This is a genomic window from Roseofilum capinflatum BLCC-M114, from assembly GCF_030068505.1.
Lineage (GTDB): Bacteria > Cyanobacteriota > Cyanobacteriia > Cyanobacteriales > Desertifilaceae > Roseofilum > Roseofilum capinflatum.
Genome location: NZ_JAQOSO010000102.1, coordinates 76,468 through 92,465, shown reverse-complemented (window position 1 = coordinate 92,465; position 15,998 = coordinate 76,468). Strand labels below are relative to the sequence as shown.

Genomic DNA, 15,998 nt, shown 5'->3' with positions numbered 1-15,998 from the left:
ATCATTCCAAGGTGAGAATGGGGCCGATATATTGTTCATAGGTGGGACTATTGGGATCGAGATCCACATCTAATAAGCTCTCTGCACCGTCAACTTGAATGCGAACAAAATAGTCTCCAGGTTGTACGTTGCTGATGGGAATGATTGGGGTGCGGGTATTGTCGCGAATGGGGGTACTGTTGAAGAGATAGGCGATCGCACTTTCGCTAGAATATTCATTCAGCATCAGCACTACTCGCTGACCCGGCCCAATGGTGAGGTTAGTGCGAATAATCACTTTACCCAAGCGTCGGTCTTCTTCCGTTCCTTCTATGTCTACCAGTTCATAACCCAGAAAACTCGGCCGGATCACAAACGGAAAAACATTAGATTCCACTTTTTGAATGGGTTCAGTCGTGGCACTGCGACGGGGACGAGAGCGACCATTTTGAGAGGGAAGGGAGGGAAGTTGGGGATGAATCACTTGCAGGGACTGAACTCCGGCCCGCAAATGGCTATTGGGAACCAGACGCAGGGGAAGACTTAATTCGGTGTCGTTGATAATTTGCGGAGTCACTTCCGCTTGATTGATCCGCACTTGGGTGACGGAATGGGAAAGGAATCGTCCGCGAATACGGAGGGTACTGTTGGCTAAAATCGGCATATATTTGCCCGTGGTATTGACGACTTGATCGACCATGGGTTGTTTGGGGAAGGGGCCGCCGATCATGCGGCGATCGCGCACTGGTAGTGCAGATTTAGCCGATACATCGCTTTCAATCAGAATCACACTAATTTTATAGACCACCGATAAAGCATGGGGAGTCTGGAAAAAGACCGACCAAATTTTCGAGAGTTCATCCGTAGAAACAGAGATGAATTCCGCCCGAATTTGTTCAATTTGGTCAGCTAAATCCGACCCTTCTAAGTAGTCAAACGTCGGATCGTTAATCGTTTCCTGAATCATTTGCGGTGTAAAAACCAATTGGTCTTCTAGCGCACGAGCCACACACCCTAAAAGTCGTTGCGGTTCTAATTCTGCATCATTCCCATAACAAGAAATCACGTAAAATAAATCTAGGGCGGCTTGCCTGCGCTTAACCATATCCCCCCGTCTTTGAAAGTTGGGAGTATCTTGATTTGTTAGAGCCGGATTGCGTTTGATGTGGTATAAATAAAGATTAACCCCAGTCTCTGGGATACCGCCCCCCGCACCATCCGGGCGCACCGTAGTTACCCTAGAACCATCCACATCCGTTTGTATCGCTTGTTGAATAATGCGCTGCATGGTCGCTGTGGCCGTGGCGATCGCTAAATAATTAGCCATTCAATTCACTCACTCGCTTCAATTCTCTAGCCATTCCGGAGTTAAACTCTGCCCCAGAATAACTCATGGGGTCTTAGCCGCTATCTTAGCCTAGGATCGGTCATCGATCTATGGATTAAGTTTTATCCTTTTTTATGGATATTTTTACTCAATTGTTATCAATTATTAAGAAGAGTTAAAAAAAGTAAACCTTCAAAAAAATCTCTTAAAGAACTAGCCATTTAGAATTCCGTTATTGTATCGTTGCAGTTATCGTGGTCAAGAGTTATTTAGGAAAAACTCCCTATTTTTTTTGATTTTGATCTCCGTTTTTGGATAAAGTCATCTCTTAACCGGAAATCTCCACAGTAACTTGGTATTCGGAAGGAATCCATTATGGCGAGACTTGATTATTACGCTCCCGGTGTTTATATCGAAGAAGTCAATCGCGGCAGTCGTCCCATAGAAGGGGTTCCGACTGCTGTGGGAGGCTTCGTCGGTTTTACCGAAGACATCCGAGGGGGCGCAGAACCCTTTAAACCCATGTTGGTCACCACCTGGGATCAATATCTACAATACTTTGGCCGACCCAACTCCGATGGGTTTACCGACTTTGGAGCCTATCTCCCCTTAAGCGTCTATGGATGGTTCCTCAATGGCGGCGGCCGTTGCTGGATCGTCAGCATCGGCACGCGCTTACCCGGTTCCCCAGAACCCGAAGCCACCGAAACCGGAACCAGCATTACGAACCGGGGAAATCGACCCTCCCTCAAGTTTTCCATCCGTCCCGGTTCCGATATAACCACCACAGGCGAGAATGTCTCTAGCCTTGTCCCCGTGGATCGCTCCGTTCGGGTACAAATTATGGACGGAGAACCCAAACCGCCACCGGAAGAGTCAGAAGCTTCTAGCACAACCATCACCGCCAATACCGGGGAATTTTTCACCGTAGTCGTCGCCCAAGGAGATGAAGAACTCGAACGGTTTGAAAACTTGACCATGAATCCCCAAATCGAGACTTCTGTGGCCAATTATGTAGTGACAGCCTTAGAAGAATCGGAATATATCGCGGCAGTAGACCTGTCCATTACTGGCTCGCCCCTTGCCCGGCGACCCAGTAATGGAGTGTATGAAATCAGTCCTCCCCTGGTGATGCCTCCCCCCGATCGCTTCTCCCAACACATCGAAGGGGTAAGAGATGACCGCACCGGGGTTCGCGGACTCTTCGAGATTGACGAAGTGACGATCATGGCTTGCCCCGATCTGATGAAAGTCTACGAAGCGGGACTGATCAATATTGACCAACTCCACGGCATCATGGATGTCATGGTCAGCCTCTGTGAAGGCGCAGCCGATGGCGATATTCCCAATGCTCCCAACCGGATGGTGATTCTCGATCCCCCCCCAGACCGGGTAAAACCCCAAGAAATCAGTCGTTGGCTGCGGGAAGAATTTAATCGCCGCTCCCAGTTTGCCGCCCTCTATTATCCCTGGATTCGGGTTCCCAATCCCAGAAATGCTGGTCGCCCGGTGGCTATTCCTCCCAGTGGCTATATGGCCGGGGTTTGGTCTCGCACCGATGAAACGCGAGGCGTGTATAAAGCCCCCGCCAACGAAGTGCCCAGAGGGGTGATGGGTTTAGCCTACGATTGTAATTTCCGAGAACAGGAACTGCTCAACCCGGCCGGAATTAACTGTATCCGTCCCTTCCCCAGCCGAGGCATTCGGGTTTGGGGAGCCAGAACTTTGGTTGAGCCGGATAATATTCAATGGCGCTATATCAACGTTCGCCGCTTGATGAGCTACATCGAGAAATCCATCGAGAATGGAATGCAATGGGTCGTGTTTGAACCCAATGATGAGGACTTGTGGCAACGGGTTAAACGGACGATTACCAGCTTCTTAACCGATTTGTGGCGATCGGGCGCATTGATGGGCGGAAGTGCCGAGCAAGCCTTCTATGTCAAATGTGATGCCGATATCAATACCCCCCAAAGTATGATGCTCGGTCGATTGTATGTAGAAGTCGGTATTGCTCCCGTGCGACCGGCTGAATTTGTCATCTTCCGCATCAGTCAGTGGACGGCTGAAGGCGAAGGTTGATCCCCCCCCTCATCCCCCAACCCCTTCTCCCGCAGGCGCTGCCCTGCTTGCCCTGCTTGCCCTGAGCGAAGTCGAAGGGAGCGTAGCCGAAGGGAGCGAAGTCGAAGGGAGAAGGGGTGAATAAAGTCCCTCTCCCGTGGGAGAGGGATTTAGGGAGAGGGCATCTCATTTGAAAATGCTATACATGCATTCAAATTCCTAAACATATCAGTAAAAGGACAGTGACACCATGCCTCCCGTTTATACAACGACAGCCAACCGATTTTACCTAAACTTTGAAGGCTTAGAAGAATTAGAAGTCAAAAGTATGGCAGCTCTAACCTATGAAGGTAAAGTAACCGGTGGAGACAAACCCATTCACAGTGGTAGAAAAGGTGGAGCCAGACATACCACGATCGCCGGTTATGAAACCAACCCCTCCATGACCATTGAAGTTTATGTCAATGATGATACCCAAGGCGCAGCACGGCGATTATTTGACTGGTTTATAGAAGTCATGCCCAAAGAAGAAGGGGGCGGTGGCAATTGGGCCAATAGTCGTAAATCCGGTTCGCTGGTTGTCTACGATCCTAGTAATAAGGAAGTTCTACGATGGAATCTAGACCGAGCTTGGATTAAAAAGTATTCAGTTTCTGATGTCGATGCGACTTCCGGGGAATTGGTCATGGAAACCTATGAGTTTGTGGCTGAGAGAATCACCAAAGTTGTCGCCATGTCACAAGCAGCTTAGTGGATGGTTTCATCTAAAATGATGCAATATAGCAAACCTAAATGAATTATGTAATGGCTGCCCCTCATCCCCCTACCCCCTTCTCCCGCAGGAGAAGGGGAAAAGTCCCTCTCCCGTGGGAGAGGGATTTAGGGAGAGGGCTTTTTCTATTTCACAACTCAAATGGACTTGCTATAGCAAACCTAAATGAATTATGTAATGGCTGCCCCTCATCCCCCAGCCCCTTCTCCCGCAGGAGAAGGGGAGCAGAAGTCCCTCTCCCACGGGAGAGGGATATAGGGAGAGGGCATTACCCAACATCTAAAGTACCCAATGAGCTGCATCAAGGCACTAGAAACTTAACCTCTGTACCTTTTTCCGTTTCTCCTAACTATCTAAAGAGGATATTCAACTATGGAATATTTAACCCAAGCCCGGTTTTATTTTGAATTGAAAGGCATTACCACCCTACAATTACAAAAAGTCAGTGGCATTTCCATGAGCATTGAACCCGCAGCCGAAGGACAAGCCATTTATGCTGGCAAAAATGTGGCCGCTGGAACCCAGATTACCCCTTCTCATGTAAGCTATGAGAATATGACCTTAGAGTTTGTCACAACAGTAGAAAATGATGCGCTCATTAACTGGTATACCAGCTCCCATCCCTCATCCATGACTGGGGGTACAACTACTGCTGTACAAGAAGTTGGCGATGCTTCTTTGATTATGTATAAGCAGGATGGGAAGGAAGGCGCAAGGTATAATATTATGGATGCTATTCCTGCTAAATATACGACAACTCAAGCCGGCGCTGACAGCAGTGATTTATTTAAGGAAACGATAGAAATTAGCCATACTGGAATTAGAAAAGTCCCGACGGAAGGAACACAGATTGCACCAGTGCCAACAGTATAATTACAAAAGATGACAAAAAAGACAGGGTATTTTAATACCTTGTCTTATGGGTTTCATTGCCAGTATCTTATGGATCGTAAGCTTAAACAGAAATGGCACAAAGTAAAGATGCTTTTAAGAATAGACTGAAGTACCCTGAAATTCTGACGGCCTGCCGGTTTTACGTGGAATTGCTGTTAGATGGCTCAAAGGATGGGGTAGATGGACTATTTATGGAGTGTAAAGGATTTAAGGTTGCTCAAGAAGTAGTAGAATTTACAGAAATTTTTCCCGAACCTTGGGGCAAAGCCAAGCGAGGCAGATTGTATACCTCTAAACTGCCTGGTGCGAAAAAAACGGTAGATAATATTAGCCTTAGACGCGGATTAAGTAGCTCAGAAACCCTTTGGAATTGGCTGAATGCAGTACAACAAGGAAATTGGTCTAGGCAGCGCCGCAGTGGGTCGATCGCCGTTTATCGCCAAAATGGAGAGATTGGCGCTCTGTTTCAGTTTGAAAATGCTTGGCCGATTAGCTATAGTGTCACGGATAACACGGCTTCGAGTTCAGAACTCGCTTGCGAAGAGTTGGAAATGGCTTGTGAGGTGTTTAAGCGGGTTTCGCCCCCGTAGGCAATTAACAATTAACAATTAACAATTAACAATGATGAGTGTTGAAGCGTTATAAGAATTAAACAGACTCAAGTGATTTTATAGGCGATCGCGCCCTCTCCCTATATCCCTCTCCCAGGGGAGAGGGACTGGATTTTCTGGGGGATGAGGGCAAAATCAGGTCTATATACCGATCAATTCAAAGGACTCTATGCTGCAAACTGAGTTTGATTTTACGTTGCCGAAAGGCTATTTAGACTCTGAAGGTAATCTACACCGTCAGGGAAAGATGCGCTTATCTCGTGCGATGGATGAGATTATCCCGATGCGCGATCCGAGGGTGATGGATAATCCAGCTTATGCGACGGTGATCATTTTGGCGCGGGTGATTATTCAGTTGGGGACGTTGCAGGAAATTTCCCCGGCTGTGGTAGAAAATATGTTTGCTGTGGATTTAAGTTATCTTCAGGATTTTTATCGTCAGATTAATGAGTTGGAACCGGTAGAGAATGACTGAAGAAAGGGATGATTTCATGGGGTTTAGCTTTGTCTTACCGAAAGGGTTGGTGGATGAGCAAGGAAATTTGCATCGAGAAGGGGCGATCCGTTTAGCGACAGGACAAGATGAAATAATGGGCGATCGCCACCCGAACCTCTCCGACTACCCAGATTATCGCACTCTCGTCATGCTCTCGCGCACCATAGAGAAGCTCGGTACACTCACATCCGTAACGCCAGAAGCCTTAGAAAACCTATTTCTCGTCGATTTAGATTACCTGCTCGATTTATACAACACCATTAACCCAGCAGAAGCTGAATTAGTCCTATCGGGGGAGTAACCGGCTACCCCCTACCCCAGTTGTATCGGGAGGTAGCCTTTATCGCCTTTCATTTTCACTGGTCTAGGGCAGAAATTTTAGCCCTCGACCATCAGGAACGTCAGCAATGGGTCGTACAAATTGCCGGGATGTTAAATCCCGAATAAAATTGCGCTCCTCATTTTTGACCGATTCACTCCCATCACATGCCCATAATTTCATATCCAGCATCCACATAGATCACCTGTCCCGTAATCCCACTAGCCAGGTCACTACAGAGAAAAGCAGCCGTATTTCCCACTTCCGTTTGCGTCACAGTCCGTCGTAGGGGAGCAATTTCTTCCACATGCTTAATCATATCCAAAATACCCCCCACGGCTGAAGAAGCTAACGTGCGAATGGGCCCAGAAGAAATAGCATTGACGCGAATATTTTTTGGCCCCAACTCAGCAGCCAAATAGCGCACACTCATTTCCAAACCCGATTTGGCTATACCCATGACATTGTAATTGGGAATCACCTTTACCCCTCCCAAATAGCTCAGGGTAACAATAGAACCCCCTTCAGCCATGCAAGTCTTGGCTTGAGCGCACAACTGAGTTAAAGAATAGGTGCTAATTTCCATTGCTTTCAGAAACCCAGAGCGCGTCGTATCGCTAAAGTCTCCCGTGAGTTCATCTTTACCCGCAAAGGCCAAAGAATGAACCAGAATATCCAGATGGCCCCATTCTTTTTTCACCGTCTCGAACATCTCGGCCACCTGATCGTCATTTTGCACATCACAGGGCAGAAATAGACTGGGATTGAGGGGAGAAACTAAATCTTGGACTTTTTTGCGGTAGCGGTCTTTTTCGTCCGGTAAATAGGTAATTCCTAAGTTAGCCCCCGCTTGATGGAGTTGTTGGGTAATTCCCCAAGCGATGGAGCGGTTATTGGCAACCCCTAAAATGAGCGCGTTTTTTCCAGTTAAATTGAGCATGATGGTTTGATCGTCAATAGAATCTAGCTGAGATATCCCAAAAGAGGTCATCGTACACTCTTTTGGGTCTATTGGCATCATCTCATACAGACTGACTGCCCGATCTGGGTGGGCAGAGATTTTTTGGGGTCGAGTTTTCCACGAATGGGTCTAGATTCGTTAAACTCATACCAATCCATCCCGGATTAAGATAACACCTTGATTTAAAAACTCCGTTAAATTTGTTTTAAGGCCAGTGGTGGGAGGTGATACACTGCTCACCAGATCACTTGGTTGGAGAGCGAGATTGCTCCGCAACGCTATCGCGATCGCACAGTCACACATTACGAAGTAAAGCAATATGGTACTCAGTGATGACAAACCCCTAGCGGCTATGTTTCGCCAAATGAGTGGCGGTGGTTTTCCTCCAGTGGTGGAAAGCTTTGAGCGTGGTAAAACCATCTTTTTTCCGGGCGATCCAGCCGAGCGGGTTTATTTCCTGCTCAAAGGAGCGGTTAAGCTCTCTAGAGTTTATGAGGCTGGAGAGGAGATTACTGTAGCCCTCCTGCGGGAAAATAGTGTCTTCGGGGTGTTGTCCTTAATTACCGGCCATCGCTCCGACCGATTTTATCATGCTGTGGCCTTTACCCCAGTAGAATTGCTTTCTCTGCCCATCGATCGGGTAGAGAAGACGATTAAACAAAATCCAGAGCTGTCGATGGTGATGCTGCAAGGTCTTTCTTCTCGGATCTTACAAACGGAGATGATGATTGAGACATTGGCTCACCGGGATATGGGATCGCGACTGGTGAGTTTTTTGTTGATTTTATGTCGAGATTTTGGGGTTCCTTCCGAGGATGGAATTACGATCGATCTAAAGCTCTCTCATCAGGCGATCGCCGAGGCGATCGGCTCTACGCGAGTCACGGTTACCCGTTTGCTGGGTGATTTACGAGCGGAAAAGATGATTTCTATCCATAAGAAGAAGATTACGGTACATAATCCAGTAGTTCTGAGTCAACAGTTTGCTTAAATTGAACACCCATGTAAATTCTGACGGTTTGGGCGATCGCCTTTACTCTGATGGGATAGGCTGGATCTTGGATTGTCTGTAGCTACCCATGACTATTGGCATTATTCTAATTGTCTCGATTTTATTTTTAGGGGGTTTACTCGCTACCCTGGGCGATCGCCTGGGGACAAAGGTGGGTAAAGCCAGGTTAAGTTTATTTAATCTTCGCCCCCGACAAACTGCCGTTTTAGTAACCATTGTTACGGGTACTTTGATTTCTGGGTCAACCCTAGGCATTCTCTTTGCTATGAGTCAGCCTTTGCGCCGAGGGATTTTTGAGTATGATGAAACCCAGCGTAAACTGCGTCAAGCTCGTCGAGAACTCCAATCAACTCAAGCGCAAAAGGCCCAGATTGAAATTGACCTCGCTCAGGCTCGAGCAGAACGGGAACTGGTACAAGAAAATTTAGATAATCTCAATGCCAGTTTGCAGACAGTGATTGCCCAAAAATCGGCCACCGAGGAAAACTTGGACAAAACTCAAGCCCAGTTAAGGGAGATTCAAGCCAATTTTGAGAAAACCCAAGTTCAGTTACAGCAGGTCATGGGAAAATTTCAACAAGCCCAAGATCAACTGCAAAGAGTCAATGTTCAAACCGAAACGCTACGATCAGAATTAGAGCAACTGAGATCCGAGCGGGAAGAATTAATTCGTCAGCAAAATGAGGTTAAGTCCCAAATTGCACAACGAGATGAAGAAATTGCTGAACGCAATGAGTTAATTGCCCAGCGAGATGAGGAGATCGAAAACCGCGATCGGGAAATTGAGGATCGCAATCAAGTCATTGAAGAGCGAGAGGAGCGATTAAAAGAACTCGAAAATCAACAGAAATTTTTAGAGCGACAAGTGAGGATCTTTGAACAATATTATCAAGATTATCAAGATTTACGTCAAGGAAACTTGGCTTTATTGCGCGGACAAATCCTGGCTTCTGTGGTCGTAGAAATTCTTGATCCCCAAGGTTCTGTACAAGCGGTTAATCGGTTATTGGAAATTGCCAATCAATCGGCTAGAGAACAGGTGAAACCAGGAACAGGCCAACTCAATGAGCAAGTCATTCAAGTCACTGAAGACCAAGTAAAACAGTTGCAAGAACGAATTGCTGATGGTCAAGAATATGTGGTTCGGTTGTTGTCGGCAGGCAACTATATTCGCGGCGAATCGAATGTGGAAATTTTTGCGGATGTGGCCTTAAATCAAGTAGTATTTGAATCTGGAGAAGTGATCGCCACTGGCATAACCAATGGCGCGACCATGAGTGAAGAGGAATTAATCGAACAAATTGGAATTTTGATCGAATCTTGTCGCTTTCGGGCCCGTCGAGGAGGGATTTTAGAAAGCCGCTTACAAGTGGGCGATGGTTCGCCGGAAACCTTGATGAATTTTGTAGAGAAAATTCAAGAAAACCCGACCCGAATCACCATTCAAGCGATCGCCTCGGAAACTACCTATACAGCCGGCCCCCTGCGGATTGATTTAGTCGCTTTTGAAGAGAATGAGGAAGTCTTTCGGACTTCCTCCCCAATGCTTAGGCAGAATGTTCAAGAACCGTAAAGCTTATCCCGCTAAAAAATCGTAGGGTGGGATCGGATCGCTCAAGTGTAAATCCCAATCGGGGCATAGCTCTTGCCAGGTTAATAAGTGTTGGTCTAAGGGCGATCGCCCATTCTTGTCTCCTAACCAAAACAGTTCTCGTTTTTCGTCTTCGGATTCAGGAATAATAGCCTCTGGATAGAGCGCCAGCACTTGCTCCGTCAGCCTATCCCATTGTTCCTCTTGCCGGTTTTGATACTCTTGCTGCTCCTGATAGCGGCGTTTCTTGGCCAGAAAGTAGGCTTTTCCCTTTTGTTCCTTCTCTAAGGGGGGAAGCTCTAGGGGTTTGGGAAACGCCTTTAAGATATATTCCCCTTTCCCTTCCAAGGTATGGAGCCTTTTCAGATACTGGTCTTGATGGGTGCTGAGATGCTCTTCTAGGGCCGGGCGATCGCGGAAACAATGGTAAAATTTCAGAGGTAAAATCGTAGTCTTGGCAAATAAATCACAGACCACGACCCCATAATGAATATAAGCTTGCTCTAGAAGTCCATCATCTTGAACCAGCGCCTCCATTTTAGTCGGCGACATCCGTGGCTCAGTAATAGCCGCTAACTGGGGAGTGCCCACCAGCTCTAAATCACCCACCAATCCTGGAGGCAGTTCTAGAGCCGTAGAGGGTGTTTTAATCAAGGCGTAAGTATACATGATCGTCTATAACCCATCCCCGCAATCATATCTCCCTTTGTCCATAGGAAGAGGGACGATATTGACCCCAATTATAAATCGGTTCTAACTGAGCCGCTAAGGATAAAAGAGTAGCTTCTGCACCCGGTTTGCCCACCAGTTGTACACTCAGGGGTAAACCCCGATCGCCAAACCCCACAGGAAGAGCGATCGCCGGTTGTCCCGTAGCATTAAAGGGAGCGCACGGAGCAACCCAATGGGTAACTTTTTCAAAGGCTTGAGCCGGGTCTAAACCAGCCCATTCTCCCACTTTAATCGGCGGATGCAAATAAACCGGCAACAGTAAAACATCATAGCAATCCCAAAAGGCCACAATCCGACGGCTAATCCTCTGCATTTGACCAACTGCTTGCAGGTATTGACCCGCGTTCACCGTACCAGAGGCTAACCATTGATTGATCGGCTCCAACAGTTGCAGAGGCAAACCAGAAGCAGCGACTCCAGACTGCCAAATGGTGGTAAAAGGTTCTTTTATATCAGCAACTGCCGGACAAGCTTCTTCTAAGTGATGACCCAGATCGGCTAAGACCTTGGCCGTATCAGTCACGGCTTGTTGATACTCTGGGGTAGCCAAACCAAAGTCAGATAGGTTAGGACTAAAGGCAATTCGCAGAGAAGAAAGAGGCTTTTGGTAACTTTGGGCAAAGGGAATCGGAGGATCGGGCAACCAATAGGGGTCTCCCGTGATATAACCCGCCATGGCATCGAGTAAAGTGGCCGTATCAGCAATGTTGCGGGCTAAAACCCCATTGGTTCCTAAACCGTGGAGACTATCGCCGAGGGGAGCGAAGGAAATTCTACCCCGCGAGGGCTTTAAACCGACAACTCCACAACAGGCGGCAGGCCCCCGGACTGAACCGCCGCCATCCGATCCATGGGCAATGGGACATAAGCCAGCAGCTAAGGCAGACGAAGCGCCCCCACTAGAGCCTCCAGAGGTATGCTCTAGGTTCCACGGGTTACGGGTAGGAGGAAAGCCGGGGGGTTCGGTAAAGGGCATGGAACCGACTTGAGAGGTGGCAGTTTTACCGAGGAGAATAAATCCAGCCTCTCGCAGTTTGGTAACGATGCCATCATCTTCGGTGGCCATTTCGTTTTTTAGGGCAGCCACTCCAAAACAACAGCGCACGTCTTTGACTCGTTTGAGGTCTTTGACGGGAATGGGAACGCCAAAGAAAGGGGGGAGATCCGTGGGATGTTGAGCCAGGATTTCCGTTTTCGCTTTAGCATCGGCGATCGCCTCTTCACCCATGACAGTAAAGTAGCTACCCAGTTGGCCGTCATAGGTGGCGATACGGTCGAGATAGAGTTCAACTAATTCTAGGGGAGAAACTTGTTTGCTGCGGATCAGTTGGGCCTGTTCTGTGGCTGGAGTAAAGGCGAGGTCGGTTGCATTCATGATGGTTAGGGTTGAGATTGGTATTCTCGCAAGCAGATTCTTTATTATGGGGAGTTGTAGTCATTGGTGTGGCGATCGCTTGGCCAGTTTACCAATTGTCCTATCTCAGACGCAGGTCTAATTTTTATTTGATCCGGAGCCGTCTTTTATCTAGGGGAACAAGAGTCAATAGATGCACCCTGATTCCTATCTCACCCCCAGTTCTTAGCGGCTGGGGGTTTTTTATTCACAACGCCCCATTCTGCAAAAACTGGTTTCCAAACCTGTAACACTCACACTAGAATCAATACCATCCCCTATGCTTAAAGTATGCCTTCACCCGTGAAGTCGCCTAAATCAACGTCCCCATTGTCTCAATTGCCCTTGGATCAAACTCCCGATCCAGAGCAACTTGACAATATCAAAGCCCAATTAGATCTGATTTTACTGGCATTGGAGGCCTTGGCGGGAATTGGCTCCGAAGCCATGTTACAAGCAGCGAGTAAACTCAATTTACAAGGGGTAAGCGATCGCGTTAGCTTGTGGCGTTTACGTCAAGCGAGTCCCTTACGCAAAGGGAGTGGAGGCCGGAAAAAACTGGATGTGGAAGAGGCGCGATCGCTGGTGTTAATCTGTTGTGAATTAGCCCAAAATCACCAAGAACTCATTCGCCGTGCCGTCGGACTCCTAGAACAACTCACCGCCGAAGATCGCCCCCTGCATACCCTTGCCCTCCTAGGAGACTATCTAGACACCTTTACCAACACCTATCAAGAGCGAATGCTCGATGGAGAAGACATCCCCCCCGACGAGCTGACCCCCTTAGCCCTCAAACTCCTGATCGATCTACTCTTCTACTCCAGTCCCGGAGGCCCCCGTCGTCTCTGGTTAGCCCTCCTAGACCGCTCCCTGTAGCTTCATTTTTAATTTCTAATTTTTAATTTTTAATTGAATTGACCCCATGAGTTCCTCCGTCATTCGACGCTATACCCCACCCACCTGCACCCTAGAAATTATCGGTCAATCCTCTGCGCTCTCTAGATGGACGAAACAACCGATAATCAAAAACCTGCGCTTTCGGTTACACTTCGATGACCCACGGGAAGGAATGGAGGCGAAAATCACCCTTAAAGGCGATCGCACCCAACTCGAAACCCTCTGTGATACCGTCACTACCACGGTGCAAAATCTCCTCACCCAGTCTCCCCCAACCGAACCCAAAACCCTCACCCAACATCAGCTTAACCTGGGCCCCCTCGGAGAGGATAACCAGAATCTCACCGTTACCCTTAGCGCTCTGCAACTGTTCGATCTGGCCACGGCGATCGAGCAATATAACTTAGATCTCGTTGCCCTCCCTGAAGCAGTTGAAACCCCCAAACCCATCACCCAACCCAACCATCCCCTAAGATTTGCAGCCAGCTTACTCCTAGGTATTGGCATTACCGCCACCAGTGTCATGGTGTTTAAAAACTTGTATCCCTATCCAGAATCAAGCTTTGAAACCGCCACTCAACCCCAGAGCCAACAGACTCCTCAAAACCCAGAAATTTATGATAATCCCTCGATCGCCCAATCCCCCAGCGTTCCCCTTGCTCCGGTCGAGGTTCCTTCACCCTCACCCTCACCCATGACCTCCGATGAAAAACTGCCTCCTCCTCCCCCTGTTGGTGGTGTGACTTCTGAATCGTCTAGCCCATCGGCAACGCCCGAAATTTCCCCATCCCAACCCGCCAATAGAACCGCATCAGCCCCCCCTCCTGCTCCCAATTTTCCGCCCCCTGAGCCGGTCTTAAGTCCCCCTTCCCAGGACATTCCTATCCCCCCTCCAGCAGCGATCGCACAACCAGAATCAACCCCTATTTTGCCTGCTCCTGAAGCAGAAATCCCCGCCCTTGCCCCTGCACCCTCCCTAGAGCGTCCCCCCACAGAACTCGACGAGGTTATTCCCCCCACAGAAGCTCAAAGCGCCTCCCCTCCCGTAGACCTGAGCGCCAGGGGAGAAAATAACCTATTTGATAATATCCCCCAAGTCGCTGAAGCCCGGCGTTATTTTGAAGAACGCTGGACTCCACCAGAAAGTTTAAATAAAACGATTGAATATAATATTATGCTCAATTCCGATGGCACCGTTCGAGGAATTGCTCCCCTCGGAGAAACCGCAGCCACCTACCTCGATCGCACCGGAATGCCCTTACTCGGTGAACCCTTAGTTTCTCCCTTAGAAGGAAATCTACAACCCCGTTTGCGTGTTGTCTTAAATCCCGATGGTACAGTACAAACCTTCTTACAATCTCCTCCTGGCAATTAAAAATTAAGGGCACTCTTCTCCGGATTTGGATTAACTAAAAAAAAGAGAGAGGATCTAATCCCTCTCTCTCTTTTTTTATCAAAAACTAAAATTAGCTTTTGTATCTAAGGTTAACCCATGATTAATCCAGGTCACCCATAGACAGAACTGGCTCATTGTCGCGGTCAATTCCTTTTTCAAAGCCAGCCGCAGCCGCACGAGCGCGACCCGCGTGCCACAGGTGACCAATGAAGAGGAAGAAAGCAAAAATGAAGTGAGAACCAGCCAACCAAGCACGGGGGTTAACATAGTTGAACCCGTTCGGCTCAGTAATAATTCCACCTACAGAGTTGATGGAACCGTTCGGTGCATGAGTCATATACTCAGCAGCACGACGCAGTTGCCAAGGTTGGATATCATTTTTCAGTTTGTTGAGATCCAAACCATTGGGCCCACGCAGAGGCTCTAACCAGGGGCCTTGGAAGTCCCAGAAACGCATGGTTTCACCACCGAAGATGATTTCACCGGTAGGAGAGCGCATCAGGTATTTACCGAGACCAGTGGGGCCTTGTGCGGAACCAATATTAGCTCCTAACTGTTGGTCACGAGCTAAGAAGACAAAGGACTGAGCTTGAGAGGCTTCAGCATTGGTGGGGCCGTAGAATTCGCTGGGATAGGCCGTGTTGTTAAACCAAACATAGGCAGCAGCGATAAAGCCCATCAGGGATAGGGCAGCTAGGCTGTAGGACAGATAAGCTTCACCCGACCAGATGAAAGCACGACGGGCCCAACCAAAAGGCTTGGTGAGAATATGCCAAATACCACCGGAGATACAAATCAAGCCAATCCAGATATGACCGCCGATGATATCTTCCATGTTAGCTACCCCAATGATCCAGCCTTCACCACCAAAGGGAGCATTGACGAGATAGCCAAAGATTACGGCTGGGTTAAGGGTGGGGTTACTAATGATCCGTACCGCACCGCCACCAGGGGCCCAACTGTCATAAACACCACCAAAGAACATGGCTTTGAAGACCAACAATAAGGCTCCTAATCCTAAGAGGATTAAGTGGTAGCCAATGATGTTGGTCATTTGGTTTTTATCTCTCCAGTCATAGCCGAAGAAAGAAGAGTATTCTTCTAGGGTTTCGGGGCCACGAACGGCATGATAAATTCCACCTAAACCTAAGACGGCAGAAGAAATCAGGTGCAGAACACCGACTACAAAGTAGGGGAAGGTGTCTACAATTTCGCCACCAGGGCCAACACCCCAACCGAGGGTGGCTAGGTGAGGAAGGAGGATAGCGCCTTGTTCATACAAGGGCTTTTCAGGAATGAAGTGGGCGACTTCAAACAGGGTCATTGCGCCAGTCCAGAAGACAATCAGACCGGCGTGGGCAACATGAGCGCCCAGCAGTTTACCGGATAGGTTAATTAAACGGGCGTTACCAGCCCACCAAGCGAAACCGGTGGATTCTTGGTCACGACCGCCCATTACCATTGAAGGATTAAAGGTGGTTTGCACGCTAGTCGAACCTCTTGTTCTACTCTCTACGATCTAGGTCAAAAAAGGGGTATTGATCAAAGGATGTGAGT

Annotated in this window: 16 protein-coding genes; 11 read left to right on the top strand and 5 right to left on the bottom strand. The window is 48.2% G+C overall.

The genetic code is table 11. The features are described 5' to 3' along the window. Nucleotide 1: 1 nt before the first annotated feature. Complete coding sequence (locus PMG25_RS19985; protein ID WP_283768658.1) at nucleotides 2-1,306, bottom strand: Pvc16 family protein; 1,305 nt, start codon at nucleotides 1,304-1,306, stop codon at nucleotides 2-4. A 375-nt stretch (nucleotides 1,307-1,681) separates the two neighbouring features. Here PMG25_RS19985 and PMG25_RS19980 point away from each other — a divergent pair, with 375 nt between their 5' ends. The 7 genes from PMG25_RS19980 (at nucleotide 1,682) to PMG25_RS19950 (ending at nucleotide 6,587) form a co-directional block, all read left to right on the top strand. After that, nucleotides 1,682-3,388, top strand: coding sequence for a phage tail sheath family protein (locus PMG25_RS19980; protein ID WP_283768657.1), 1,707 nt, complete (start codon nucleotides 1,682-1,684; stop codon nucleotides 3,386-3,388). A gap of 229 nt (nucleotides 3,389-3,617) precedes the next feature. Next, the gene (locus PMG25_RS19975) at nucleotides 3,618-4,118 is read left to right on the top strand and encodes a phage tail protein (protein ID WP_283768656.1); all 501 of its coding nucleotides are present in this window, start codon (nucleotides 3,618-3,620) and stop codon (nucleotides 4,116-4,118) included. A gap of 393 nt (nucleotides 4,119-4,511) precedes the next feature. After that, nucleotides 4,512-5,012, top strand: a complete 501-nt coding sequence (locus PMG25_RS19970) for a phage tail protein (protein WP_283768655.1) — start codon at nucleotides 4,512-4,514, stop codon at nucleotides 5,010-5,012. A 92-nt stretch (nucleotides 5,013-5,104) separates the two neighbouring features. Further along, complete coding sequence (locus PMG25_RS19965) at nucleotides 5,105-5,623, top strand: phage tail protein (protein ID WP_283768654.1); 519 nt, start codon at nucleotides 5,105-5,107, stop codon at nucleotides 5,621-5,623. Nucleotides 5,624-5,813: 190 nt separating this feature from the next. Beyond that, nucleotides 5,814-6,119, top strand: a complete 306-nt coding sequence (locus PMG25_RS19960; protein WP_283768653.1) for a hypothetical protein — start codon at nucleotides 5,814-5,816, stop codon at nucleotides 6,117-6,119. After that, nucleotides 6,112-6,441, top strand: a complete 330-nt coding sequence (locus PMG25_RS19955; RefSeq protein WP_283768652.1) for a hypothetical protein — start codon at nucleotides 6,112-6,114, stop codon at nucleotides 6,439-6,441. The genes PMG25_RS19960 and PMG25_RS19955 overlap by 8 nt, the downstream gene beginning before the upstream one ends. Then, nucleotides 6,429-6,587, top strand: a complete 159-nt coding sequence (locus PMG25_RS19950) for a DUF6760 family protein (protein WP_347178887.1) — start codon at nucleotides 6,429-6,431, stop codon at nucleotides 6,585-6,587. The genes PMG25_RS19955 and PMG25_RS19950 overlap by 13 nt, the downstream gene beginning before the upstream one ends. A gap of 35 nt (nucleotides 6,588-6,622) precedes the next feature. Here the strand turns inward: PMG25_RS19950 and fabI are convergent, their stop codons facing one another. After that, nucleotides 6,623-7,399, bottom strand: a complete 777-nt coding sequence (fabI, locus tag PMG25_RS19945) for an enoyl-ACP reductase FabI (RefSeq protein WP_347178886.1) — start codon at nucleotides 7,397-7,399, stop codon at nucleotides 6,623-6,625. A gap of 340 nt (nucleotides 7,400-7,739) precedes the next feature. On the opposite strand from fabI, the gene ntcA reads away from it, so the two are divergent. Next, the gene (gene ntcA, locus PMG25_RS19940) at nucleotides 7,740-8,411 is read left to right on the top strand and encodes a global nitrogen regulator NtcA (protein WP_283768649.1); all 672 of its coding nucleotides are present in this window, start codon (nucleotides 7,740-7,742) and stop codon (nucleotides 8,409-8,411) included. A gap of 88 nt (nucleotides 8,412-8,499) precedes the next feature. Then, a complete protein-coding gene (locus PMG25_RS19935; protein ID WP_283768648.1) occupies nucleotides 8,500-10,005 on the top strand; it encodes a DUF3084 domain-containing protein in 1,506 nt (501 codons plus the stop codon). Nucleotides 10,006-10,008: 3 nt separating this feature from the next. On the opposite strand, the gene PMG25_RS19930 is transcribed toward PMG25_RS19935, so the two are convergent. Both PMG25_RS19930 and PMG25_RS19925 read right to left on the bottom strand, forming a co-directional pair. After that, complete coding sequence (locus tag PMG25_RS19930; protein ID WP_283768647.1) at nucleotides 10,009-10,692, bottom strand: GvpL/GvpF family gas vesicle protein; 684 nt, start codon at nucleotides 10,690-10,692, stop codon at nucleotides 10,009-10,011. 25 nt (nucleotides 10,693-10,717) lie between these two features. Next, nucleotides 10,718-12,130, bottom strand: a complete 1,413-nt coding sequence (locus PMG25_RS19925) for an amidase (protein WP_283768646.1) — start codon at nucleotides 12,128-12,130, stop codon at nucleotides 10,718-10,720. A 309-nt stretch (nucleotides 12,131-12,439) separates the two neighbouring features. Here PMG25_RS19925 and PMG25_RS19920 point away from each other — a divergent pair, with 309 nt between their 5' ends. Next, on the top strand, nucleotides 12,440-13,024 hold the full coding sequence (locus PMG25_RS19920; protein WP_283768645.1) for a DUF3038 domain-containing protein: 585 nt from the start codon (nucleotides 12,440-12,442) through the stop codon (nucleotides 13,022-13,024). 46 nt (nucleotides 13,025-13,070) lie between these two features. Continuing rightward, the gene (locus tag PMG25_RS19915) at nucleotides 13,071-14,420 is read left to right on the top strand and encodes a DUF4335 domain-containing protein (protein ID WP_283768644.1); all 1,350 of its coding nucleotides are present in this window, start codon (nucleotides 13,071-13,073) and stop codon (nucleotides 14,418-14,420) included. A 121-nt stretch (nucleotides 14,421-14,541) separates the two neighbouring features. Here PMG25_RS19915 and psbC read toward each other — a convergent pair whose 3' ends face one another. Beyond that, nucleotides 14,542-15,903 carry a photosystem II reaction center protein CP43 gene (gene psbC / locus PMG25_RS19910; protein WP_347178885.1) on the bottom strand — a complete coding sequence of 454 codons (1,362 nt, stop codon included), beginning with the start codon at nucleotides 15,901-15,903 and terminating at the stop codon, nucleotides 14,542-14,544. Nucleotides 15,904-15,998: the final 95 nt, after the last annotated feature.

Excerpts from the sequence above, each read along its gene's own strand:
- PMG25_RS19960 (WP_283768653.1), top strand. The coding sequence starts at position 5,814 with ATGCTGCAAACTGAGTTTGATTTTACGTTGCCGAAAGGCTATTTAGAC.
- PMG25_RS19980 (WP_283768657.1), top strand. The coding sequence starts at position 1,682 with ATGGCGAGACTTGATTATTACGCTCCCGGTGTTTATATCGAAGAAGTC.
- psbC (WP_347178885.1), bottom strand. The coding sequence starts at position 15,903 with ATGGTAATGGGCGGTCGTGACCAAGAATCCACCGGTTTCGCTTGGTGG.
- PMG25_RS19975 (WP_283768656.1), top strand. The coding sequence starts at position 3,618 with ATGCCTCCCGTTTATACAACGACAGCCAACCGATTTTACCTAAACTTT.
- PMG25_RS19985 (WP_283768658.1), bottom strand. The coding sequence starts at position 1,306 with ATGGCTAATTATTTAGCGATCGCCACGGCCACAGCGACCATGCAGCGC.
- PMG25_RS19935 (WP_283768648.1), top strand. The coding sequence starts at position 8,500 with ATGACTATTGGCATTATTCTAATTGTCTCGATTTTATTTTTAGGGGGT.
- PMG25_RS19915 (WP_283768644.1), top strand. The coding sequence starts at position 13,071 with ATGAGTTCCTCCGTCATTCGACGCTATACCCCACCCACCTGCACCCTA.
- PMG25_RS19925 (WP_283768646.1), bottom strand. The coding sequence starts at position 12,130 with ATGAATGCAACCGACCTCGCCTTTACTCCAGCCACAGAACAGGCCCAA.
- PMG25_RS19970 (WP_283768655.1), top strand. The coding sequence starts at position 4,512 with ATGGAATATTTAACCCAAGCCCGGTTTTATTTTGAATTGAAAGGCATT.
- ntcA (WP_283768649.1), top strand. The coding sequence starts at position 7,740 with ATGGTACTCAGTGATGACAAACCCCTAGCGGCTATGTTTCGCCAAATG.
- PMG25_RS19965 (WP_283768654.1), top strand. The coding sequence starts at position 5,105 with ATGGCACAAAGTAAAGATGCTTTTAAGAATAGACTGAAGTACCCTGAA.
- fabI (WP_347178886.1), bottom strand. The coding sequence starts at position 7,399 with ATGCTCAATTTAACTGGAAAAAACGCGCTCATTTTAGGGGTTGCCAAT.
- PMG25_RS19955 (WP_283768652.1), top strand. The coding sequence starts at position 6,112 with ATGACTGAAGAAAGGGATGATTTCATGGGGTTTAGCTTTGTCTTACCG.
- PMG25_RS19920 (WP_283768645.1), top strand. The coding sequence starts at position 12,440 with ATGCCTTCACCCGTGAAGTCGCCTAAATCAACGTCCCCATTGTCTCAA.
- PMG25_RS19930 (WP_283768647.1), bottom strand. The coding sequence starts at position 10,692 with ATGTATACTTACGCCTTGATTAAAACACCCTCTACGGCTCTAGAACTG.